Origin of the sequence: Salinibacterium hongtaonis (assembly GCF_003065485.1) — a bacterium.
Classification (GTDB): domain Bacteria; phylum Actinomycetota; class Actinomycetes; order Actinomycetales; family Microbacteriaceae; genus Homoserinimonas; species Homoserinimonas hongtaonis.
On sequence record NZ_CP026951.1, the window covers coordinates 1,300,176 to 1,321,530 of the forward strand.

The 21,355-nt window shown below is 62.3% G+C and carries 22 protein-coding genes; 10 read left to right on the top strand and 12 right to left on the bottom strand.

Features of this window, described 5'->3' with window-relative positions; all coding sequences use genetic code 11:
• Position 1 precedes the first annotated feature (1 nt).
• The gene (locus C2138_RS06345) at positions 2–889 is read right to left on the bottom strand and encodes an alpha/beta fold hydrolase (protein WP_108516412.1); all 888 of its coding nucleotides are present in this window, start codon (positions 887–889) and stop codon (positions 2–4) included.
• 149 nt (positions 890–1,038) lie between these two features.
• Between C2138_RS06345 and treS the strand changes: the two genes are divergently transcribed.
• Positions 1,039–2,745 (top strand): maltose alpha-D-glucosyltransferase, encoded by a 1,707-nt coding sequence (treS, locus tag C2138_RS06350; RefSeq protein ID WP_108516414.1) that lies wholly within the window; start codon positions 1,039–1,041, stop codon positions 2,743–2,745.
• Positions 2,746–2,806: 61 nt separating this feature from the next.
• Positions 2,807–3,475, top strand: coding sequence for an exonuclease domain-containing protein (locus tag C2138_RS06355; protein ID WP_108516416.1), 669 nt, complete (start codon positions 2,807–2,809; stop codon positions 3,473–3,475).
• Positions 3,476–3,560: 85 nt separating this feature from the next.
• On the opposite strand, the gene C2138_RS06360 is transcribed toward C2138_RS06355, so the two are convergent.
• The 3 genes from C2138_RS06360 to glgA all read right to left on the bottom strand — a co-directional run bounded on the left by C2138_RS06360 (position 3,561) and on the right by glgA (position 5,917).
• Positions 3,561–3,812 (bottom strand): type B 50S ribosomal protein L31, encoded by a 252-nt coding sequence (locus C2138_RS06360; protein ID WP_108516418.1) that lies wholly within the window; start codon positions 3,810–3,812, stop codon positions 3,561–3,563.
• An 88-nt stretch (positions 3,813–3,900) separates the two neighbouring features.
• Positions 3,901–4,683, bottom strand: coding sequence for an ABC transporter ATP-binding protein (locus C2138_RS06365; RefSeq protein ID WP_108516420.1), 783 nt, complete (start codon positions 4,681–4,683; stop codon positions 3,901–3,903).
• Positions 4,684–4,732: 49 nt separating this feature from the next.
• On the bottom strand, positions 4,733–5,917 hold the full coding sequence (gene glgA, locus C2138_RS06370) for a glycogen synthase (RefSeq protein ID WP_108516422.1): 1,185 nt from the start codon (positions 5,915–5,917) through the stop codon (positions 4,733–4,735).
• Between the two features lie 46 nt (positions 5,918–5,963).
• Between glgA and glgC the strand changes: the two genes are divergently transcribed.
• Both glgC and serB read left to right on the top strand, forming a co-directional pair.
• Entirely contained in the window at positions 5,964–7,205 is a 1,242-nt protein-coding gene (gene glgC, locus C2138_RS06375; protein ID WP_108516423.1) for a glucose-1-phosphate adenylyltransferase, read from the top strand.
• Positions 7,206–7,258: 53 nt separating this feature from the next.
• Positions 7,259–7,939 (top strand): phosphoserine phosphatase SerB, encoded by a 681-nt coding sequence (gene serB, locus C2138_RS06380; RefSeq protein ID WP_108516425.1) that lies wholly within the window; start codon positions 7,259–7,261, stop codon positions 7,937–7,939.
• On the opposite strand, the gene fabG is transcribed toward serB, so the two are convergent.
• Positions 7,936–8,646: a 3-oxoacyl-ACP reductase FabG gene (fabG, locus tag C2138_RS06385; RefSeq protein ID WP_108518887.1), complete on the bottom strand. Its 711-nt coding sequence runs from the start codon at positions 8,644–8,646 to the stop codon at positions 7,936–7,938. The two genes, serB and fabG, sit on opposite strands and share 4 nt — an antisense overlap.
• 88 nt (positions 8,647–8,734) lie before the next feature.
• On the opposite strand from fabG, the gene C2138_RS06390 reads away from it, so the two are divergent.
• From C2138_RS06390 to C2138_RS06400, 3 genes are read left to right on the top strand one after another with little or no spacing between them, the layout of a single operon-like run.
• On the top strand, positions 8,735–9,016 hold the full coding sequence (locus tag C2138_RS06390; protein WP_108516427.1) for a DUF3099 domain-containing protein: 282 nt from the start codon (positions 8,735–8,737) through the stop codon (positions 9,014–9,016).
• The gene (locus C2138_RS06395; protein ID WP_108516429.1) at positions 9,013–9,279 is read left to right on the top strand and encodes a hypothetical protein; all 267 of its coding nucleotides are present in this window, start codon (positions 9,013–9,015) and stop codon (positions 9,277–9,279) included. Before C2138_RS06390 ends, C2138_RS06395 begins: the two co-directional genes overlap by 4 nt.
• Positions 9,276–10,130 carry an SURF1 family cytochrome oxidase biogenesis protein gene (locus C2138_RS06400; RefSeq protein ID WP_108516431.1) on the top strand — a complete coding sequence of 285 codons (855 nt, stop codon included), beginning with the start codon at positions 9,276–9,278 and terminating at the stop codon, positions 10,128–10,130. Before C2138_RS06395 ends, C2138_RS06400 begins: the two co-directional genes overlap by 4 nt.
• A 52-nt stretch (positions 10,131–10,182) precedes the next feature.
• Here C2138_RS06400 and C2138_RS06405 read toward each other — a convergent pair whose 3' ends face one another.
• A complete protein-coding gene (locus C2138_RS06405) occupies positions 10,183–11,781 on the bottom strand; it encodes an ABC-F family ATP-binding cassette domain-containing protein (protein WP_108516433.1) in 1,599 nt (532 codons plus the stop codon).
• A gap of 126 nt (positions 11,782–11,907) precedes the next feature.
• Between C2138_RS06405 and C2138_RS06410 the strand changes: the two genes are divergently transcribed.
• Entirely contained in the window at positions 11,908–12,594 is a 687-nt protein-coding gene (locus C2138_RS06410; RefSeq protein WP_108516434.1) for a biotin transporter BioY, read from the top strand.
• A gap of 54 nt (positions 12,595–12,648) precedes the next feature.
• Here C2138_RS06410 and C2138_RS06415 read toward each other — a convergent pair whose 3' ends face one another.
• Genes C2138_RS06415 through sufB form a run of 5 tightly spaced genes read right to left on the bottom strand, consistent with a single transcriptional unit; the run spans position 12,649 to position 16,745 of the window.
• Complete coding sequence (locus C2138_RS06415; protein ID WP_108516436.1) at positions 12,649–12,978, bottom strand: metal-sulfur cluster assembly factor; 330 nt, start codon at positions 12,976–12,978, stop codon at positions 12,649–12,651.
• A gap of 5 nt (positions 12,979–12,983) precedes the next feature.
• Entirely contained in the window at positions 12,984–13,748 is a 765-nt protein-coding gene (gene sufC, locus C2138_RS06420; protein WP_108516438.1) for a Fe-S cluster assembly ATPase SufC, read from the bottom strand.
• A 52-nt stretch (positions 13,749–13,800) separates the two neighbouring features.
• Positions 13,801–14,124 (bottom strand): non-heme iron oxygenase ferredoxin subunit, encoded by a 324-nt coding sequence (locus C2138_RS06425; protein ID WP_108516440.1) that lies wholly within the window; start codon positions 14,122–14,124, stop codon positions 13,801–13,803.
• Positions 14,121–15,326 carry a Fe-S cluster assembly protein SufD gene (gene sufD / locus C2138_RS06430; RefSeq protein ID WP_108516442.1) on the bottom strand — a complete coding sequence of 402 codons (1,206 nt, stop codon included), beginning with the start codon at positions 15,324–15,326 and terminating at the stop codon, positions 14,121–14,123. Before sufD ends, C2138_RS06425 begins: the two co-directional genes overlap by 4 nt.
• Positions 15,327–16,745: a Fe-S cluster assembly protein SufB gene (gene sufB, locus C2138_RS06435; RefSeq protein ID WP_108516444.1), complete on the bottom strand. Its 1,419-nt coding sequence runs from the start codon at positions 16,743–16,745 to the stop codon at positions 15,327–15,329.
• A 283-nt stretch (positions 16,746–17,028) separates the two neighbouring features.
• Between sufB and C2138_RS06440 the strand changes: the two genes are divergently transcribed.
• On the top strand, positions 17,029–17,952 hold the full coding sequence (locus C2138_RS06440; RefSeq protein WP_108516445.1) for a COX15/CtaA family protein: 924 nt from the start codon (positions 17,029–17,031) through the stop codon (positions 17,950–17,952).
• A gap of 109 nt (positions 17,953–18,061) precedes the next feature.
• Here the strand turns inward: C2138_RS06440 and C2138_RS06445 are convergent, their stop codons facing one another.
• Positions 18,062–18,982 carry a heme o synthase gene (locus tag C2138_RS06445; RefSeq protein WP_108516447.1) on the bottom strand — a complete coding sequence of 307 codons (921 nt, stop codon included), beginning with the start codon at positions 18,980–18,982 and terminating at the stop codon, positions 18,062–18,064.
• Positions 18,983–19,238: 256 nt separating this feature from the next.
• On the opposite strand from C2138_RS06445, the gene tkt reads away from it, so the two are divergent.
• Complete coding sequence (gene tkt, locus C2138_RS06450; RefSeq protein ID WP_108516449.1) at positions 19,239–21,332, top strand: transketolase; 2,094 nt, start codon at positions 19,239–19,241, stop codon at positions 21,330–21,332.
• The last annotated feature ends 23 nt before the right edge of the window (positions 21,333–21,355 follow it).

The window sequence follows — 21,355 nt, forward strand, 5'->3', positions numbered from 1 at the left end:
GCTAGGAATCGCCGAGAAAGTCGGCGATCGCACGGGCCGCCTCGGCGGGCTGCTCATAGTGGATAAGGTGGCCGACGTTCTCCAGGACCACGAGCGAGGCGGTGGGTATTGCCGCAGAAAGGGCGCGGTTCGCCGAAAGCGGAGTGATGTCGTCCCTGTCGGCCGCTATAAGCAGAGTGGGCACGGAGATGCCGTTGGCGAATTCACCAACGCTGCGCGTGACCGACGCCTCAAAGCCCTCGAGGATGCTGCGCTTGGAGGCAAACCTGCTGAAATAGCTGTGGTGCTGGCTGTGGACCCACGCGCGCAGCGCCTTGTCCCTGGTCTTGACGAGGGCGATGCTCATCCCCCGCACGATCAGCCAAGAGCCGAGAAAGGCTCTGGCCGCGCGTTCTGGCAAGAAGCGTGCCGAGCGGTAGAACCCCACGGTGAGGGCAGTCGCAAACGGCCGAGGGCCTTTGAGCCCAGGAATTGCGATGGGGTTAACGAGAATCAGCCGGGGGGTCTTGAGGCCCCTCGCCACGGCCGCGGCCGTGATAATCGATCCGAAGGAGTGTCCGAGGATGACTGCCGTTCCCTCAACCCCAAGCACGGTAACGAACTCCCGCAACCAGCGGACGTAGCCGTCGATGTCATGAGGCCCGTCGAGCTCGTCGGACTCCCCAAAGCCGGGCAGGTCGGGGGCGATGAATCGCGCGTCGGGCAACTGGGCCACGATCGGTTCGAGCCCGTGGTGCTCGCCACGGTAGCCGTGGACGAGCACGACCGTGACGGCAGCGTCATCCGGCCCATAGGTCCAGTAGCGGGTTCGTCGACCGAGCACGCTGATCTCAGCATCGCTCTGCGGGGTGCGCGCGAGCTGGTCGGCATAGGGAGAGGCGGTATTCATCGGACTCAGTCTAGGCAAAGCGCGCTGGGTGCATTCGCGCGCGATTATCACGATGGAGTTAGCTTGTGCGTCAGCGGTTTCACACCTTACCGAGCAGACAGCGACTTAGACTCGCTGCGAGGGACCATGCAGTTCCCGAAAGGAGCCACATGAACTTCACCGCACCCATCCAGTTGCCTGGGCTGACCCTCGACCCCCTGTGGTACCGCCGATCGGTCTTCTACCAGGTGATGGTGCGCTCCTTCGTGGACAGCAACGGAGACGGGACCGGCGACCTCGCTGGGCTCATCTCGCGACTCGACTATTTGCAGTGGCTCGGAGTCGACGCGCTGTGGATTCCGCCGTTCTTCACGTCACCGTTGCGCGATGGCGGCTACGACGTCGGGGACTACCGCTCGATCCTGCCGGAATTCGGCACGCTCGATGAGTTCAAAGAGCTAGTTACCAAGGCCCACGAACGCAATATGCGTGTCGTCATCGATCTCCCTCTCAACCACACCTCGGATGCGCACGAGTGGTTCCAGCAGTCGCGGAGCGACCCAGAGGGCCCGTTTGGCGACTTCTACGTGTGGAGCGACACGGACAAGAAGTACGAGAACATCCGCATCATCTTCACCGACACTGAGGAGTCGAACTGGGCGTTCGACTCCGAGCGTCGGCAGTTCTACTTTCACCGGTTCTTCTCCCACCAACCGGACCTCAACTACGACAACCCGGCAGTGCACGACGCGATCTTCGAGGTCGTGCGGTTCTGGCTCGATCTTGGTGTCGATGGATTCCGGCTCGATGCCATTCCCTATCTCTATGAATCCGACGAGGGCAACGGCGAAGGTGAGCCCCCGACGCACGAGTTCATCAAGCGGCTCCGCGCCATGGTCGACCGAGAGTTCCCCGGTCGAGTGATGATTGCCGAGGCGAACCAGTGGCCCCGCGAGGTCGCCGCATTCTTCGGAACAGAGGACGAGCCAGAATGCCATATGGCGTTTGACTTTCCCGTTATGCCTCGCATCTTCTATTCACTTCGTTCGCAGCAGGCGGGCGAACTGGTCCAGGTTCTCAGCGAGACGACCGACATTCCCGCCGGCGCGGGCTGGGGCGTGTTTTTGCGAAACCACGATGAGCTCACGCTCGAAATGGTTTCGGAGGAATACCGCCAGGCCATGTACGGCTGGTATGCCTACGACCCACGGATGCGAGTCAATGTGGGCATTCGTCGCAGGCTCGCGCCCCTGCTCGATAACTCGCGCGATGAGCTCGAGCTCGCTCACGCTCTGCTCTTTTCGCTCCCCGGGAGCCCCTTCATCTATTACGGGGACGAAATAGGCATGGGCGACAACATCTGGTTGCCAGACCGGGATGCCTCCCGCACGCCGATGCAATGGACCCCCGACCGCAATGCGGGCTTCTCCTCGGCCGACCCCGGCAAGCTTTATCTGCCCGTGGTGCAGTCGCTCGTCTATCACTACTCGCAAACCAACGTGGAGTCACAGCTCGCTCAATCGAGGTCGCTGCTGCACTGGGTGCGCAACGTCATCCATGTGCGCAAGGCACATCCCGTCTTCGGTCTCGGCAGCCTGCAGATTGTCGACACTAACCACGAGTCGGTTCTTGCCTTCGTGCGGTCGTATCCCGGCTCGGGCACGCAGTTTGGCGATGCAGCAGAAGACGTTCTCTGTGTCTTCAGCTTCTCCCACAACCCGGTCTCGGTCACGATCACGGCGGAACAGTTGGCGGGTGCAAAGCTTGTGGATTTGTTCGGCGGTTCTGAATTCCCCACGGTGAACGACGACGGCTCGCTGACCCTGACTCTCGGCACGCAGGCGTTCTACTGGCTGCACATCGAGTACCCGGCCTAGCCTCACGGATGGTGTCGTAGGCCGCCCCTAGAGTTGCAGTGTGAAGAAATCTTGGGGTGACATGCTCGGGGTCTTCGACCTTGAGACGACCGGAGTCGATATCGAGACGAGCCGCATCGTCTCCGCCCATGTCGGGGTCATCAACGACGCGGGGGCGAGCCTTGAGCATCACGCTTGGCTCGCGGATCCCGGGGTCGAGATTCCCGCGGGTGCAACTGCAGTTCATGGCATTACGACGGAGCGTGCTCGCGCAGAGGGCAGGCCAGCTGCCGAGGTCGTCGCGGAGATCGTAGCGACGCTTCGCGGGCTGCTGTTGCGTCAGATTCCCGTGACGATTTTCAACGCCCCCTACGATCTGTCGCTGCTCGAACGCGAGTGCCGACGCTATGGAATCGCACCGCTCGAGAACCCCTCCCCCATAATCGATCCGCTGGTGATCGACAAGGCGGTCGATCGCTACCGCCGGGGCAAGCGAACCCTTGAGGTCTCTGCTGGCCACTACGGCGTTTCTCTCACGGAGGCTCACGACGCTGCTGCGGATGCGATAGCTGCGGGACGGGTGGCCCAAGCGATCCTGCGCCGCTATCCGGAGGAACTCCCCCACTCCGCCGAGGCTCTCCATGAGGCTCAGGTCGCCTGGTTCGCGAGCCAGGCCGAGAGCTTTCAGGACTACATGCGTCGCACCAAGGATGCGTCGTTCAGCGCATCAACTCTCTGGCCACAACGGTAGTTCTGCCGCTTTCGGACGCGTAAAAGGGCGGATGACCGAGGTCATCCGCCCTTTTTGCGGTGCCGGCGTGGCCGGCAGCCAATGCTTAGGAGCCGAAGCCCTTGTAACGGTTCTTGAACTTCTCGACGCGTCCTGCGGAGTCCATGATGCGCTGCTTGCCCGTGTAGAACGGGTGCGACTCGGAGGAGATTTCGACGTCGATAACGGGGTACGTGTTGCCGTCTTCCCACTCGATCGTCTTGTCGCTGCCGACAGTGGAGCGCGTCAGAAAAGTGGCGCCCGACGCGAGGTCACGAAAGACGATGGGTGCGTACTCGGGGTGAATGCCAGACTTCATTGGTAATTCCTTGGGATGGATGTCGTGGGACAGGGGAAAGCAAAAATAAAAGATCGCGGCTCAGGGGCCAGCTACCTACGATATCAGACTATGCAGCTCTCGCGGTGAAGCGGCCGGACTCGTTGCGAACGTCGAGATCAAGACCGAACGTTTCGCTGAGCGTTTCGGAGGTCACCACTTCGTCAATCGGGCCAGCAGCCTTGACGGTGCCATCCGCGAGGAGAAGAGCGTGAGTGAATCCCACGGGGATCTCTTCGACGTGATGAGTGACCATCACGATGGCCGGAGCCTCTGGCGATGATGCGAATCCGCTGAGCAGGTGCAAGAGCTCCTCGCGTGAGCCGAGGTCAAGACTCGCTGCTGGCTCATCGAGCAGCAGAAGTTCGGGGTCCGTCATGACAGAGCGGGCAATCTGCACTCGCTTCTGCTCGCCATCGCTCAAATCGCCGAACTTGCGTTCTGCGAGGTGACTGAGGCGCCACTCTGACAGCACCCGCTCCGCGCGGCGGGTGTCGATTTCTGCGTACGACTCGGTCCACCGCCCGGTGACCGAATAGGCCGCGGTCATCACAACGTCGAGCACGCGCTCGTTGCGCGGCAGACGACGGGCCATCGCCGTGGACGCGAAGCCGATGCGCGGTCGAAGCTCGAACACATCGACGCTGCCGAGCTTCGAGTCGAGCAGAGTTGCTTCGCCCGAGGTGGGGTGGATGAGGGCTGACGCCAGCTGAAGCAGCGTGGTCTTGCCCGCACCGTTAGGGCCGAGGATGACCCACCGTTCGTCGTCTTCCACCGTCCAGTCAATCGAGTCGAGGATGGTGGTGCCGTCGCGCACGACGGAGACATCGGAAAGCTGGAGAACGCTGGCCATACGACCAAGCTTATCGCCCGTCACCCGTGCGGCCGGCGTGACACAGCGCTTAGCGCAGGATGCTCTGGTAGATCTCCTGAGTCCTCTGGGCGATTCGGTCCCAGCCGAAGCTCTGCTCGGCGCGTTCGCGGCCGGCTCGACCCATTTCTGCTGAGCGCTCAGGGTTCTGCACCATCTGGGTGAGGGCAGCGGCGAGGTCGGAGACGAATCTGTCGGGGTCCAGAGGAGTGCCCGTGCCATCCTCCCTTTGGTCGAGGGGAACGAGCATTCCCGTCACTCCGTCGTCGATCACCTCGGGGATGCCGCCTGTCGCGGTTCCGACAACCGGCGCCCCGCACGCCATGGCCTCAAGGTTCACGATGCCGAGCGGTTCATAGATCGAAGGGCACACGAAGGTGGTTGCCGCCGTGAGCACGGTCGTTAGTTCAGATCTGCTGAGCAGCCGCTCGATCCACACGACATTGCCGCGCGTCTTGGCCAGGCGCTCGACTGCATCCTTCACCTCTGCGAGGAGTTCGGGTGTGTCCGGCGCGCCGGCGCAAAGCACAAGTTGCGTGCCCTGGGGCAGATGTTCGGCGGCCCGCAGCAGATAGGGCAACCCCTTTTGGCGCGTTATGCGGCCAACGAAAACCACGGAGGGCCGGTCAGGATCGATTCCTAGTCGCCGAAGCAGGTCGGGATCGCGGCGGGGGGTCCAATCGTTGAGGTCGATTCCGTTGTGCACCACCGCGACTCTGTCGGGGTCGAGCGCGGGATAGCTGCGCAGGATGTCGGCGCGCATTCCCGCGCTAACGGCAATAACGGCATCCGCCGCTTCGAACGCCGTCTGCTCGATCCAGCGAGACACCCGGTATCCACCGCCGAGCTGTTCGGCCTTCCACGGGCGTAGTGGTTCGAGGCTGTGAGCGGTCACCACATGGGGGATGTCGTGGAGAAGCGAGGCGATGTGGCCCGCCCCGTTGGCATACCAGGTGTGTGAGTGCACGACATCGGCACCCTCGGTTGCCTGTGCCATCTCCAGGTCGGTGCCGAGCGTCGCCAGCGCCGGGTTTGCTCCCGCTAGTTCGGCCGGCGCGCGATAGGCCGTTACACCGGGATCCGTGCGATCGGCTCCGAAGCAACGCACGCGCACGTCGAGATTCTTGCGGAGTTCGCGGACGAGTTCGGCAACGTGAACACCGGCTCCCCCATAGACCTCTGGCGGGAATTCTCGGCTCAGAACATCGACTCTCACAAAGTGCAACCTAGTACAGCGGGGAGCGCTCGCATACTGTGGGGTCATGGCATCCCCGAAGATCTTTGGAATCGTTCTTGCTGGCGGCGAAGGCAAGCGGCTCATGCCTCTCACGGCAGATCGCGCAAAGCCTGCCGTGCCTTTTGCTGGCAACTACCGGCTCATTGACTTTGCGCTGTCGAACCTCATCAACTCTGGCCTGCGGCAGCTTGTTGTGCTCACCCAGTACAAGTCCCACAGCCTCGACCGCCATGTTTCTCAAACGTGGAGGCTCTCCGGACTTACCAATTCTTATGTGGCTTCGGTTCCCGCCCAGCAGCGTCTGGGCAAGCGGTGGTTCGCTGGCTCGGCCGATGCCATCCTGCAGAGCCTCAACCTGCTGCGGGACGAAAAACCGGACATTGTGGTGGTCGTGGGTGCGGACCACGTGTACCGCATGGACTTTAGTCAGATGATCGAAGCCCACATCGAGTCGGGCGCTGGCGTGACAGTTGCCGCCATTCGCCAGCCGATTTCGCTCGCCGATCAGTTCGGGGTAATCGAGGTTTCTCCCGACGACCCCACGCGCATCCAGGCATTCCACGAGAAGCCGGAGCATCCCATTGGGCTGCCGGATTCTCCGCAGGAGGTTCTTGCCTCGATGGGCAACTACGTGTTCGATGCCGATGTGCTGATGGATGCGGTGCTCCGAGACGGAGAGACCCCGTCGTCGAACCACGACATGGGTGGCGATATTGTGCCGGACTTCGTCTCCCGCGGCGATGCCGCCGTCTACGACCTCAACCGCAACGACGTGCCGGGGGCAACCGATCGCGACCGTTATTACTGGCGAGATGTGGGAACGATCGACTCCTACTATGAGGCGCACCGCGACCTCATCTCGGCGTTGCCCGTCTTCAATCTCTATAACCGGGCATGGCCGATCTACAACCAGCAGTTCAACGCTCCTCCCGCCAAGTTCGTGCGTGACTCAGCGGGAAATCTGGGCACAACGATCGACTCAATCGTGTCGCTCGGCTCGCTTCTTTCTGGCGCGCATATCGAGCGAAGTGTTCTTGGGCCGTGGGCAACCATCGACTCCGGTGCGAGCGTGGTGGACTCCATCGTCTTCGACTACGTGCGCATTGGCCAAGACGCACGGGTGCATCGGGCTATTCTGGACAAGGAAGTCATTGTCGACGCCGGGGCATCCGTCGGCATCGATCCTGCCGCTGACCGGGCGCGGGGCTTTACCGTCACCGATTCCGGCATCACGGTCGTTGGCAAGGGCATCCGCGTCACCCGTTGATCTGAGGTCGGCCCATTGGGTCCGCTCCCCTTCCCGTTTGGAACGCTGCCCCGATGGCCTTTCTCGTCGTGCTTGATGTCGATTCAACCCTCATTGAAAATGAGGTGATTGAGCTGATTGCCGAAGAAGCAGGAAGCCTCACGCAGGTCGCGGAGGTCACCTTTCGCGCCATGAATGGTGAGATCGACTTTGCCGAGAGTCTGCGGGAGCGCGTTGCAACCCTCGCTGGCCTCTCGGTAGCAGCACTTGAGCGAGTCCAGGAGAGAGTCGTCATCACCCGCGGAGTCGCCGAGCTCGTAGCCGGTGTGCACGCCGCAGGCGGTCGAATCGGTGTGGTTTCCGGCGGCTTTCACGAGATCATCGACCCCATCGCCGAACGGCTCGGGCTGGACTTCTGCCGAGCGAATCGGCTCGCCGTTGCTGATGGCCGCTTGACCGGGCTAGTTGATGGAGCAATCGTCGACGCCGAAGCTAAAGCGGATGCGCTGCGGGAGTGGGCTAACGAGAGCGGCATCGAGCTGCGCAGCACGATTGCCGTGGGTGACGGCGCAAACGACCTGCGGATGATGGCGGCAGCTGGCCTCTCCGTTGCCTTCGACGCCAAGGAGCCCGTTCGTCAGGCTGCTGACGTCATTCTCGACGTGCGTGACCTGTCGCAGGTCCTTGCGCTCATGGGCCTGGGATCACCCCGTACGGCCCAGCACCAGAGGGCTGCCGGGCTAGCGGGCCTTTAGTGGCCCATTCCGAGGCCACCATCGACCGGGATGACAGCCCCACTGATGTACGCGGCATCGTCAGAGGCAAGCCACGTGATCACACGGGCGACTTCACCGGGGGTTGCGAAGCGTCCGGCCGGAATGGAGCTCTTGTACTGAGCCTGTGTCTCCTCGGCAAGCTCCGCCGTCATGTCAGTTTCAATAAAACCGGGCGCCACGACGTTTGCCGTGATGCCTCGCCCGCCGAGTTCGCGAGTGATTGAGCGAGCGAACCCGACGAGACCAGCCTTCGACGCTGCATAGTTAGCCTGGCCGGGTCCGCCATAGAGGCCGACGACGCTCGATACCAGGATGATGCGGCCAAAGCGGGCCTTGAGCATTCCCTTGGACGCCCTCTTGGCGACGCGAAACGCGCCCGTCAGGTTGGTGTCGATCACCGAGGTGAAGTCGTCTTCGCTCATGCGCATCAGGAGGGTATCGCGGGTGATTCCGGCGTTCGCTACGACAACTTCGACCGGGCCGAGTTCCGCCTCGACACGGGTGAACGCCGCGTCGATGGAGGCAGCATCCGTCACGTCGGCATGCACCGTGAGCGCACCTTCGGGGCCAGCGCCGGAGCGAGCGGTGACGGCAACTCGGTGCCCCTGGGCGATGAATTCTTCGGCAATGGCGTAGCCGATGCCTCGGTTGCCGCCGGTAATGAGAACTGTTCTGCTGGTCGACACCGCGATCATCACTCCTGCCAGGAGGAGCCGGCCGTCGGCTCCCGTGAAACTCTCTTGATCTTAGTCGTAGGCTAGTAACGGACTCCTCATGGCCAAGTCACAACCCATCACATCACTCCCCCGGTCTCCCGACGACGACCGGCGAGCCCGTATGGTCAAGTACAGCGTGACCATGGGCATCCGATTGGTGTGCATCATTGCGTGCTTCTTCGCTCCTGGGTGGTGGCTGATTCTGCCCGCGACCGGAGCTATCGTGCTCCCCTATGTCGCCGTGATCATTGCCAATGTCTCCTCGAGTCGCGGCGGCAACGTTGCCGCACCGCCGCCCTCACAGATTGTTCGATTCACTACGCGAGACGAGGACAGATGACCGGCGCAGCGGGCGGCATATTCGGTGGCCTCGGTGAGGCCGGCCCGTCGGAGCCGACATGTTCCCGAGCGGGGTGCCGCGCGGTGGCAACCGCCGCGGTGAACTGGCGCAACCCCAAGATTCACGGGCCGGAGCGGGTCAAAGTGTGGCTTGCCTGCGACGAGCACACCGAGTTTCTCAGGGAGTACCTGCGGGCGCGTGATTTTCCCGTGCTCGTTGGCCCCGTTGGGCACGTTCCGGATGCTGGGGCGGTGACCGCATGACGGGCTGGCGGTTCGTTATCTCGTGGCGCTGGGCGGGCTATTTTGCCCTTGTCGTCGTGTTCGCTATTGCCAGCTGCGGGTTCGGAAACTGGCAGTTCGACCGTCGCGCTCAGGCGCAGACGGAGATCCAGCGCATCCAGACCAACTACGAAGCAGATCCCGTGCCCGTTGCCGAGGTCCTGCCCCAACTCGATGCCTGGTCAGACGACCTCAAATGGACCCCTGTGCTCCTCAAAGGCACCTACCTCAAGGACGAAGAGATCCTCGTTCGCGGTCGCCCCTACTCAGGGCACCCCGGGTTTGAGGTTCTCACGCCCCTGCAGCTCGACGACGGCAGCGTTTTCGTTGTGAACCGCGGGTGGGTAGCCATCGGGTCCCGCCAGGACAACCCGGATGTCGTGCCGGAGGCGCCCGACGGCCCTGTCGTCGTCACGGCACGACTCAAGGCCGGAGAGCCGACGATCGAAGGCAAGACCGCGAAGGCGGGCAGCAATCAGATTGCGACCATCCGTTTGCCCGACGTGGCATCTCGGCTGGGGTTGCCGACCTATACCGGCGCCTACGGCATCGTCGATTCCCAAGACCCGAGACCGGCTGCTTCGCCGATCGTGGCGCCGAAGCCCGAGCTCGACGAGGGGCCGCATCTCTCTTACGCACTCCAGTGGTACGTCTTTGCGCTGCTCGCCTTCATCGGGTTGGGATGGGCGCTCCGCCAGGAGTATCGCGTCGTCAACTCGACTGACCCCAGGGTTATCGACGAGGAGCGTCGCAGGGCACAGCGCAAGGCCAAGCGGGCGCCGAGCGATGCGGAGATCGAGGATGCGATGTTCGACGAGGCAGCGACGCGATAGACGGAGTTCGTCGGCTCTCCCTATCGCGCCTGGCTCGCTTCAACAAGCGGGGTTATGCGAGCGAGATTAGGTCCGCGTAGTCGGGGCTCCAGTGGTCTTCGACACCATCAGGCAGGATAAGCACGCGCTGGGGGTTGAGTGCTTCAACGGCTCCCTCATCGTGGCTCACGAGCACAACTGCGCCCGCGTAGTTGGCCAGCGCATCCAGAATCTCGATGCGGCTTGCAGGGTCGAGGTTGTTGGTTGGCTCGTCAAGGAGCAAAACATTGGCGCCTGAGACCACGATCATGGCCAGCGCAAGACGAGTCTTCTCACCACCCGAAAGCACGCCTGCCGGCTTATGCGAGTCGTCTCCCGTGAAGAGGAACGATCCGAGCACTCGCCGCGCTTCGGTCTCCGTGATGTTCGGAGACGACGACACCATGTTCTCCAACACGCTGCGCTTGACATCGATCGTCTCGTGCTCCTGCGCGTAGTAACCGATACGCAGTCCGTGGCCTGGCTCGATCTGACCGGTATCCGGCTTGTCTACGCCCGCGAGCATCCGAAGGAGGGTGGTCTTTCCCGCGCCGTTAAAGCCGAGGATCACGACCTTTGAACCGCGGTCGATCGCGAGGTCGACAGCGGTGAAGATCTCAAGAGAGCCGTAGCTCTTGCTGAGGTTATGAGCCATCAAAGGCGTGCGACCGCACGGCGCAGGATCGGGAAAGCGAAGCTTGGCGACACGGTCGACCGTGCGGACCTCATCGAGCCCTGAGAGCATCTTCTCGGCTCGACGCACCATCTGGTGTGCCGCTGCGGCCTTGCTCGCCTTCGCTCCAAACTTGGCGGCCTGCATCTGCAGCACAGCGGCCTTCTTCTCGACGTTGGTGCGCTCCTTCTTGCGGCGCTCCTCATCGGCTTCACGCTGGCGCAGGTAGTGCTTCCAGCCCATGTTGTAGACGTCGATTTCCTGACGGTTCGCGTCCAGGTAGAAGACCTTGTTAACGGTCTCGCCGACCAGCTCGATGTCGTGACTGATCACGATGAACCCGCCGCTGTAGTTCTTGAGGAAATCGCGAAGCCACACGACCGAGTCGGCGTCGAGGTGGTTCGTAGGCTCATCCAGAATCAGCGTTTCGGCATCGGAAAACAGGATTCGGGCGAGCTCGATTCGGCGGCGCTGACCACCTGAGAGGGTCTTGAGGGGCTGGTCGAGAATGCGGTCGGGAAGGTTGAGATTGCTCGCGATCGACGCGGCCTCCGCCTCGGCGGCGTAACCGCCCAGTGCGTCAAAGCGATCAGTGAGCTTTGAGTACTTCTTCATGGCAGCCTCGGCCACCGCGGGGTCTGATGAACCCATGTCGATCGTGGCCTGGCGCATGCCGATGACGAGTTGGCCGAGGTCGCGGGCATCGAGGATGCGGGTACGGGCGAGGTCCTCTGGATTGCCTGAGCGAGGGTCCTGCGGCAGATAGCCGATTTCCCCTGTGCGGTCGATGCGGCCCGAGTTAGGCACGATCTCGCCAGCGAGCGTCTTGGTGAGAGTGGTCTTGCCCGCACCATTGCGGCCGACCAGGCCTACCTTGTCGCCCCGGTCGACGCGGAACGTCACATCGGACATGAGAGTTCGTGCTCCCACTCGAATTTCGAGGTCTTGCACGCTGAGCACAGGCTTAATCCATTTCTTGGGCCCGACAGGGCCAGAAGCACATCGGGGGTGGTGAGGGCAAACACTTAGTATATTTGCGATCGGGTGTGTAAATGCTCACTGCCCCCTCCGACCATCGGATTCCGTATGTCTCTCCCTAATTACCAAACGCCGACCCAGCGGCTGCTGGCCTCGGCCAATAGGCGGCGCCTCCACGTGGGCCCGGCCACTCTTTTGGATCGCGTGTACCCGCCGACCCTGGTGATGGATGCAGTGCTCGTCGGCGCGGGAGCGGCGCTGATCGCGATTCTCGCGCAGGTGGTAGTTCCACTCTGGCCAGTGCCATCAACGGGCCAGATCGTTGGAGTGCTGGTTGTGTCCTTCGCCCTGGGGGTCATTCGCGGCCCGCTTGCGGTTGCGCTCTACCTACTTTTGGGCGGCTTCGGGTTGCCGATGTTCACGCAGGCTGGCGCCGGGTGGAGCCACATTGCTGGGCAGACCGGCGGCTACCTCGTGGGATTCCTTTTCGCCGCCGTCGTCGCGGGCATCGTCACCCTGTGGGGTTGGGAGCGCAAGTTCTGGAGTGCCCTCGCCGTCTCGTGTGGTGCCACTCTCCTGGTCTACGCCATCGGCGTGGTATGGCTCGCACACGTGAACGATTACGGCCTGACTGAGGCTCTTGAGCAGGGGCTCTATCCACTCATTGTGGGTGGTGGCCTCAAATCCCTTCTCGTGGCTGCTCTGGTGCCGTTCGCCTGGTTCGCCCTGCAACGCGCGGACTCCGCTGTAATAGCGGCCCAGCGTAACCCAGCGACGCCGCGCCTCCGGCCGTAGGGCGGGGACGCGGCGTCAGCGGAGTCGCGAGTTCGCGGTCGAGAAGCTCTCGCCTTAGATCGAGAAGCCCAGGGCGCGCATCATGTCACGCCCATCGTCGGTGATCTTCTCAGGACCCCACGGCGGCATCCACACCCAGTTGATGCGGAACTGTTCGACGACTCCGTCGAGTGCCTGAGCAGTCTCGTCTTCGATTACGTCCGTGAGGGGGCAGCCGGCCGAGGTCAGCGTCATGCTGATGATGAGAGCGTTATTCTCCTCATCCCAGGTGAGGTCATAGATGAGCCCGAGGTCGACGATGTTGACGCCGAGCTCCGGGTCCATGACCTCTTTGAGGGCGTCTTCAACCTTGTCGAAGAGCTGAGGCTCGAGCGCTACTGCCATACGAATCAGCCTACGTTCGTCTGGGTGAGAAAGCGGTCGTAGCCTTCGTTTTCGAGGCGGTCGGCCAGCTCGCGGCCACCCTGCTCAGCAACCCGGCCGTCAACGAACACGTGCACGAAATCTGGCCGGATATAGCGGAGGATACGCGTGTAGTGGGTGATGAGCAGCACGCCGAGACCGTTGGCCTGTTTTGCGCGGTTGACTCCTTCGGAGACAACCTTGAGCGCGTCAACATCGAGGCCAGAGTCTGTTTCGTCAAGCACAGCAAAGCGCGGCTTGAGAAGCTCAAGCTGCAGGATCTCGTGGCGCTTCTTCTCGCCGCCGGAGAATCCCTCGTTGACATTGCGTTCGGCGAAGGAGCGATCCATGCGGAGCTGGTCCATCGAGGCGCGCACGTCCTTGATCCATCCGCGAATCGCCGGGGCTTCGCCGTCAATAGCGGTCTTGGCGGTGCGGAGGAAGTTCGTGACGGTCACGCCGGGAATCTCCACCGGGTACTGCATTGCGAGAAACAGCCCAGCACGCGCGCGCTCGTCGACCGACATCGCGAGAACGTCCTGGTCGTCGAGCATGATCGAGCCGCTCTCGACGTGGTACTTGGGGTGCCCGGCGATCGTGTACGCGAGGGTCGACTTGCCGGAGCCATTTGGTCCCATAATCGCGTGAATCTCGTTCGAGGCGATCGAGAGGTCAACGCCCTTGAGGATCTGCTTGGTGCCCTGATCGGTCTCGACGCTGACGTGCAGGTCCTTGACGGTAAGAACTGACATGTGATGTGGCTTCTTTCTGCGCTCCCGCTGGCGATCTAGCGGGAGGAACTGTCTAGGTGGGGAAGGTCGGGGTGGGGTCGATGTAGACGTCGCCATCCACAATTGACACCGCAAAGACGGGGACAGGGTCGTACGCGGGCAGCGTGATCGGCTTGCCCGTCGTGAGTGAGAACTGGGATCCGTGAGCCCAGCACTCCAAAGTCTTGCCTTCGACGAAACCCTCAGAGAGCGAAATGTCGCCGTGAGTGCACGTGTCGCCGATGGCGTGCACGTCGCCCGACGAATCCTTCACGACGGCAATCGGGGTTTCGCCGATGACGACGCGAACAGCCGAGTTCACTGCGATGTCGTCGAGCGAACAAATGCGCACGTTCATGCGTTCACCGCCAGTTCTGCCTCGATGGCCTCGTCGAGATGGTTCTCGATATCGGGGATGCCGATCTTCTGCACAACCTCGCCAAGGAATCCGCGCACGACCAGGCGGCGAGCCTCGTCCTCGGGAATGCCGCGAGCCTGCAGATAGAACAGCTGCTCGTCATCAAAGCGGCCGCTAGCGCTAGCGTGGCCAGCACCCTTGATGTCGCCGGTCTCGATCTCGAGGTTCGGAACCGAGTCAGCCCGCGCGCCCTCGGTGAGGAGCAGGTTGCGGTTTTGCTCGTAGCTGTCGGTGCCCGTGCCTTCGCGGCCGATGAGAACATCGCCGATCCACACACTGTGTGCACCCTCGCCCTGCAGTGCGCCCTTGTAGGTCACGTGCGAGACGGTGTTGGCGGCAGCGTGATTCACGAATACCTGGTGCTCAATGTGCTGGCCAGCGTCGACGAAATAGACGCCGTACACCTCGGCGTCGGCGCGCTCGCCCGCCAGAGTAATGCTGGGGTTCACTCGCACAACGTCGCCGCCGAGCGAAACGCTCACATACTTGAGCTTGGATGCGCGGCCGAGCTTGGCAAAGTGGCTTGCCAGGTGGAGGGCATCGTCCGCCCATTCCTGAAGCGAGACGACCGTGAGGTCGGCGTCCGCCTCCAGAACGATCTCAAGGTTCTCCGAGAGGACGGCTGAACCGTGGTTTCCAAGAATGACGGTGCCGCGGCTGTTGGCCTTGGCGTGGATAACCGTGTGGGCGGCGCGAGCGCCGGAGCCGAGCTTCGTGCGCGTCACGGTGGCCCGTGCGTCGTCGCCGCTAATCGTTACGACGAGCGCCTTATCAAAGGTGCTCCACGCATTGGCAGCGGCGCGATCTTCTGGGATACCGGCCGTCCCGATACGGGCATCGTCGCGAGAAACCCAGTCGACGCTCGCGGCGCCCTCAAGCACTGTCGTGACGTCGTAAATGGACCCATCGAGGGGCTCGGTCGTAAGACTCCGCACCTTGGCGAGTGGCGTGTACTTCCACTCAGCATCGGTCTGGGCGACCGACTCAAAATCGGAGACCGCATAGGAAGAGAACCGCTCAGAGCGAGTCTGGATGGGGGCGATCCCTGCTCCCCCAGCGCTGTGCTGGAGAGAACCGAGACGGGAGTGGTCGATCGGCACTGCGGATGCGGGAGCCTGGGTTGCTGTGACAGAGGCAGACATCTAGCCGACTGATCCTTCCATGCCCATTTCAATGAGCTTGTTCAACTCCATGGCGTACTCCATGGGAAGTTCTCGGGCAATCGGCTCGATGAAACCGCGCACAATCATCGCCATCGCCTCGTCCTCGGGCATGCCTCGAGACATGAGGTAGAAGAGCTGTTCCTCGCTGACGCGCGAAACGGTAGCTTCGTGCCCCATGATCACGTTGTCCTCACGGATATCGGTGACGGGATACGTGTCGGAGCGGGAGATCGTGTCGACCAGGAGGGCGTCGCAGCGCACGGTGTTCGCCGAGTGATGAGCCCCAGCGGCAATGCGGACTTCTCCGCGATAGCCGGTGCGGCCACCGCCGCGGGCGATCGACTTGGAGACGATCGACGACTGCGTGTGCGGAGCCATGTGAACCATCTTGGCTCCGGCATCCTGGTGCTGACCGGGGCCAGCGAAGGCGACGGACAGGGTCTCGCCCTTGGCGTGCTCTCCGACGAGGTAGATCGACGGGTACTTCATCGTGACCTTGGAGCCGATGTTGCCGTCAACCCATTCCATCGTGGCACCCTCGTGAGCGACAGCACGCTTGGTGACGAGGTTGTAAACGTTATTCGACCAGTTCTGGATGGTCGTGTAACGAACGCGAGCGTTCTTCTTGACGATGATCTCGACAACAGCGGAGTGCAGGGAGTCGGACTTGTAGATCGGGGCGGTGCAGCCCTCGATGTAGTGAACGTAGCTGCCCTCGTCCGCGATGATCAGGGTGCGCTCGAACTGACCCATATTCTCGGTGTTGATGCGGAAGTACGCCTGGAGAGGGATCTCAACGTGCACGCCAGGAGGCACATAGACGAAGGAGCCTCCAGACCACACGGCCGTATTGAGCGCGGCAAACTTGTTGTCGCCCGAGGGAATGACGGTGCCGAAGTACTCCTCGAAGAACTCGGGGTGCTCCTTGAGGGCGGTGTCGGTGTCCATGAAGATCACGCCCTGAGCCTCAAGCTCTTCGTTGATCTTGTGGTAAACCACCTCAGACTCGTACTGAGCGGCGACACCGGCGACCAGACGCTGCTTCTCGGCTTCGGGGATTCCTAGCCGGTCATAGGTGTTCTTGATGTCGTCGGGCAGGTCCTCCCACGAGGTTGCCTGCTTCTCGGTGGAGCGCACAAAGTACTTGATGTTGTCGAAATCGATGCCGGAAAGGTCGGCACCCCACGACGGCATGGGCTTCTTGTAAAAGAGCGAGAGCGCCTTGAGGCGTGTCTTCAGCATCGACTCCGGTTCGCTCTTAAGCGACGAGATGTCGGCGACGACCTCAGGAGACAGTCCGCGACGCGCGGACGCTCCCGCAACATCCGAGTCGGACCACCCAAACTCGTAGATTCCGAGACTGGAGAGTTCGGGGCGATCGATCAGAACATCTGACATGGCTTACCTCTTATTCCTCACTGAGCCCAACGGTTTGACTCCGCCGTTCATTCCCGTTTAGGGCTGCGCCGCAGGGAGCAGCGCTACAGAACACTCTCTTCACGACGTGGGGTGACATTCACTGTGTGGGTTGCCGGCGGAAATCGCCTCTGCAGCCTGCCTAGAATGAAACACGGAAAACGGGGGCGATACCCCCGAATGTCTACGTTGACACCCCGGCAATGACTGTGTTCCTGAACACGTCGATTCTACAGGGTGCCTCAGCTATAAAAGGAAGTTGACAGTGAAACGCCAGAAGTCGTCCAAATTCTCTCCGCGCGCGCTCCTTGAGCGTCTGCCCCTGGAGATCAATCGAACGACCCGAGTATTCGCCTGGCTCTCGCTCATTAGCCAGATCCTCATCGTCGGTACCGGCGGGGCCGTTCGCTTGACAGCATCCGGTCTCGGATGCACCACCTGGCCGAAGTGCACGGAAGATTCGTTCGTGACAACGCCCGAGATGGGCATCCACGGCGTTATCGAGTTCGGTAACCGTCTGCTCACCTTTGTGCTCATCGCAATCGCCATTGTCATGTTCTTGCGGATCGTGCGCATGCGTGCCGAGCGCCGCGATCTGTTCGTGCTGGCTCTCGTCATCGGCTTCGGTATCCCCTTGCAGGGCGTTATCGGCGGAATCACGGTCTGGACGCACCTGAACCCCTATGTCGTCGGGCTTCACTTCGTGCTCTCGACGGTGCTCGTTGTCTTGGCAACGGTTTTGGTGTGGCGCGTCTACAAGGGCAATTCGCCCCGCACGCGGGTCGCGCCGCTGTGGCTCACCATCACCACGCACGTGGCGAGCCTTTTTGTCGCCGTCACGATCCTCGTCGGAATCCTTACGACGGGCTCTGGCCCGCACGCTGGCGACCATGGCGCCGCGCGCAATGGGCTCAACTCTGAGATCCTGCAGCACGTGCACAGCTGGCCCGCCTACATCACGCTGGGGCTCACCCTCATCGTCATCGCCGGCTCGTTGGCCCTGCGACTCGTGCCGACGTTCCGCTTTGGCATGCTGCTGTTCGCAATCGAGGGGGCGCAGATCATCGTCGGCATCACGCAGTCACGCCTGGGCCTGCCGGAACTCCTCGTGGGTATCCACATGGTGCTCGCCTGCATGCTCGCGTCGGCGATGACCGCCGTGGTTCTTTCTCTCAAACAGAGCCGCTAGGCGAACGCCAACCACAAAGAGGGCTGCTCCTCGCTTCGGCGAAGTGCAGCCCTCTTTGTGCGTATGGATGCGGTGGTGACCTTCGGCCGCTGCGCCAAAAGCGTGTGCCTTAGAAGGGCAGAAGCGGATCGACTCCAACGGCCACGAAGACGAGCGTCAGATACGTGATCGACGCGTGGAAGAGAAGCATCGGTCGCACCTCTCCCCCGCGAATCGCGCGGTTGTACAGCTTGTGCGACTCGATAATGAACCAGGCTCCCGAGGCGACGGCGACGATCGTGTACGTCCAGCCCATGGGATGAATCGGGATGAGGAGCAGCGAGCAGGCGACGGTAGCCCACGCATAGAGAATCGTCTGCAAGCCCACCTGAGCACGACCGCGGACTACCGCGAGCATCGGCACATTCGCCGCGGCATAGTCGTCGCGGAACTTCATCGAGAACGGCCAGTAGTGAGGGGGCGTCCAGAGAAAGACGACGAGAAAGAGGATGATCGCCGACCAGCTGATTGATTCTGTGACGGCGGCCCAGCCGATCAGCACGGGGAAGCATCCGGCGATTCCGCCCCAGATGATGTTCTGCGAGGTGCGGCGCTTAAGAATGAGCGTGTAGACGACGACGTAGAAGAAGATCGCCAGCGCAGAGAGAGTTGCGGCAAGCCAGTTCGTGGTCACGCAGAGCAGGGCCACCGAGACCACGCCGAGAATCCAGGCGAAGACGAGCGCCTCACGGTCGCTCAGCGCGCCGGTCACGAGCGGACGCTTGCTCGTGCGCTCCATGATGCGATCCATGTCGCGGTCGATGTAGCAGTTGAATGCTCCAGCGGAACCGGCGCTGAGCGCCCCGCCGACGAGTGTCCACAGCATGAGCCATAGGTTGGGAATGCCGCCCTGAGCGAGCATCATTACCGGCGCAGTCGTGATGAGGAGAAGCTCGATCACGCGCGGCTTCGTCAGCGCCACGTATGCCCGAACTTTGGCCAATCCTCGAGCCCGTTCCTGTACGACCGGGGTGTCTACGGCTGTATCCATTACTCCTCTAACGCACCAATGGTGATTCAGCAATCAAGTCTAGGTCACTGGCGGCTGGATCACCTCCCTGAGGTGGGGCTCGCATCCCGCCCAAACTGTGGGTATCCCTATACTTGACTGAGCCTGCCCCCGCTGACGAAACGCCCTGTAGCTCTATGCTGCGGCGCCTGGCGGATGCCGACGACGACAACGCAGGATCAAAACCGTGTGCGCCACTATGTAAGACCGGCGCTCCAGCAGAAGGGTCATCATCCACGTGGCAGCTTTCCAATGGGATCCCATCGACGACCGTGCGGTTGATACCGCTCGTATTCTCGCGGCAGACGCCGTCGAAAAAGTGGGGAACGGGCACCCTGGGACCGCGATGTCCCTTGCTCCCGCCGCCTATCTCCTGTTTCAGAAGGTCATGCGCCGGGACCCCAGTGACTCCACCTGGATTGGCCGCGACCGCTTCATCCTCTCGGCCGGCCACTCTTCGTTGACGCAGTATGTCCAGCTGTACTTCGGCGGCTACGGACTCGAACTCGATGATCTGAAGGCGCTGCGCACGTGGGGGTCGAAGACTCCTGGGCACCCCGAATATGGGCACACCGACGGTGTGGAGATCACCACGGGGCCGCTCGGTCAGGGGCTCGCCTCTGCCGTGGGGTTCGCCTACGCCGCCCGCTTCGAACGCGGCCTATTCGACCCAGAGGCGCCGCAAGGTACGAGCCCGTTTGATCACTTTGTTTACGTGATCGCTGGCGATGGCGACCTGCAGGAGGGCGTAACGAGCGAGGCCTCATCGCTCGCTGGTCATCAGCAGCTCGGCAATCTCGTCGTGATCTACGACAGCAACCAGATCTCCATCGAAGACGACACGGACATTGCATTCACCGAAGATGTCACGGCCCGCTACGAGTCCTACGGATGGCAGGTGCTCACGGTCGACTGGAAGAAGACCGGTGAGTACCACGAAGACATCGCAGAGCTCAACGCCGCGATCGAGTCGGCCAAGGCGACAACGACTAAGCCGACGCTGATCGTGCTGCGCACGATCATTGGGTGGCCTGCCCCGACCAAGAAGAACACGGGCAAGATTCACGGATCCGCTCTGGGCGCTGACGAGCTCGCGGCGACCAAGACGATTCTGGGGTTCGACCCCGAGAAGACTTTTGACGTTGAGCCCGAGGTTATCGAGCACACGCGTCGCGCGATCGAACGTGGTCATGAGGCGCGCGCCGCCTGGGACACTCAGTTCGACAAGTGGGCTACGGCGAACCCCGAGCGCAAAATTTTGCTCGATCGCGTCCTCGCGGGAGATCTGCCGGAGGGCGTCGACGAGGCACTCCCCGTGTTCGAGCCAGGCAAGGAGGTCTCGACGCGCGCCGCCTCTGGCAAGGTGCTCGGCGCACTCGGATCGGTGATTCCCGAGCTGTGGGGCGGATCTGCCGACCTCGCCGAGTCGAACCTGACCACGATCGCAGGCGCAGCGTCATTCGTTCCGGCCGAGCACTCGACTCATGAGTGGAAGGGCGACAAGTACGGTCGCGTCCTACACTTCGGCATTCGCGAGCACGCCATGGCCGCGATTCTCAACGGCATTGTGTTGCACGGCAACACGCGGCCCTTCGGCGGAACGTTCCTGATCTTCAGCGACTACATGCGCCCGGCTGTGCGGCTTGCCGCGCTTATGAAGGCACCGGCGATCTACGTGTGGACCCACGACTCCGTGGCCCTCGGCGAAGACGGGCCAACACATCAGCCCATCGAACAGCTTGCGACCCTGCGCGCAATTCCCGGTCTCGACATCGTTCGCCCGGCAGACGCCAACGAGGTTGCCTGGGCCTGGAAGGCCATCCTGGCGCGCCGAGAAGGCCCCGCCGGTATCGCCCTCACTCGGCAGAACGTTCCCGTGTTCGAACGAGGCGAGGGGGACGCTGTTGGTGACACCTTCGCGTCGGCTCGCAATGTCGACCGCGGCGCTTATGTGCTCGCCGAAGCGCCCGGCGGAACGCCCGACCTCATCTTCATCGCAACGGGATCTGAGGTTCAGATCGCGGTTGAGGCGCGCGAGGTGCTGCGCGCCGAGGGTATCAACGCCCGCGTCGTCTCCGCCCCGTGCCTTGAATGGTTCGAGAAGCAGGACGCCGACTACCGCGAGTCGGTGTTGCCAGCGGCCGTTCGGGCTCGAGTCTCCATTGAAGCCGGTCTCGACCTCACCTGGCGCCGCTACGTGGGAGACGCTGGCCGCAGCGTCTCCATCGAGCACTTCGGAGCATCGGCTGACTACAAGACGCTGTACCGCGAGTTCGGTGTCACCACGGAGCACGCCATCTCGGCTGCCCGCGAATCGCTTGCCGCCGTCTAACGGCCACGAGCTTCCACACCCCC

What these genes read in the sequence shown, in the direction of transcription:
- C2138_RS06345 (WP_108516412.1), bottom strand. Translation starts at nt 889, where the DNA reads ATGAATACCGCCTCTCCCTATGCCGACCAGCTCGCGCGCACCCCGCAG.
- treS (WP_108516414.1), top strand. Translation starts at nt 1,039, where the DNA reads ATGAACTTCACCGCACCCATCCAGTTGCCTGGGCTGACCCTCGACCCC.
- C2138_RS06355 (WP_108516416.1), top strand. Translation starts at nt 2,807, where the DNA reads ATGCTCGGGGTCTTCGACCTTGAGACGACCGGAGTCGATATCGAGACG.
- C2138_RS06360 (WP_108516418.1), bottom strand. Translation starts at nt 3,812, where the DNA reads ATGAAGTCTGGCATTCACCCCGAGTACGCACCCATCGTCTTTCGTGAC.
- C2138_RS06365 (WP_108516420.1), bottom strand. Translation starts at nt 4,683, where the DNA reads ATGGCCAGCGTTCTCCAGCTTTCCGATGTCTCCGTCGTGCGCGACGGC.
- glgC (WP_108516423.1), top strand. Translation starts at nt 5,964, where the DNA reads ATGGCATCCCCGAAGATCTTTGGAATCGTTCTTGCTGGCGGCGAAGGC.
- serB (WP_108516425.1), top strand. Translation starts at nt 7,259, where the DNA reads ATGGCCTTTCTCGTCGTGCTTGATGTCGATTCAACCCTCATTGAAAAT.
- C2138_RS06390 (WP_108516427.1), top strand. Translation starts at nt 8,735, where the DNA reads ATGGCCAAGTCACAACCCATCACATCACTCCCCCGGTCTCCCGACGAC.
- C2138_RS06395 (WP_108516429.1), top strand. Translation starts at nt 9,013, where the DNA reads ATGACCGGCGCAGCGGGCGGCATATTCGGTGGCCTCGGTGAGGCCGGC.
- C2138_RS06400 (WP_108516431.1), top strand. Translation starts at nt 9,276, where the DNA reads ATGACGGGCTGGCGGTTCGTTATCTCGTGGCGCTGGGCGGGCTATTTT.
- C2138_RS06410 (WP_108516434.1), top strand. Translation starts at nt 11,908, where the DNA reads ATGTCTCTCCCTAATTACCAAACGCCGACCCAGCGGCTGCTGGCCTCG.
- C2138_RS06415 (WP_108516436.1), bottom strand. Translation starts at nt 12,978, where the DNA reads ATGGCAGTAGCGCTCGAGCCTCAGCTCTTCGACAAGGTTGAAGACGCC.
- sufC (WP_108516438.1), bottom strand. Translation starts at nt 13,748, where the DNA reads ATGTCAGTTCTTACCGTCAAGGACCTGCACGTCAGCGTCGAGACCGAT.
- C2138_RS06425 (WP_108516440.1), bottom strand. Translation starts at nt 14,124, where the DNA reads ATGAACGTGCGCATTTGTTCGCTCGACGACATCGCAGTGAACTCGGCT.
- sufD (WP_108516442.1), bottom strand. Translation starts at nt 15,326, where the DNA reads ATGTCTGCCTCTGTCACAGCAACCCAGGCTCCCGCATCCGCAGTGCCG.
- sufB (WP_108516444.1), bottom strand. Translation starts at nt 16,745, where the DNA reads ATGTCAGATGTTCTGATCGATCGCCCCGAACTCTCCAGTCTCGGAATC.
- C2138_RS06445 (WP_108516447.1), bottom strand. Translation starts at nt 18,982, where the DNA reads ATGGATACAGCCGTAGACACCCCGGTCGTACAGGAACGGGCTCGAGGA.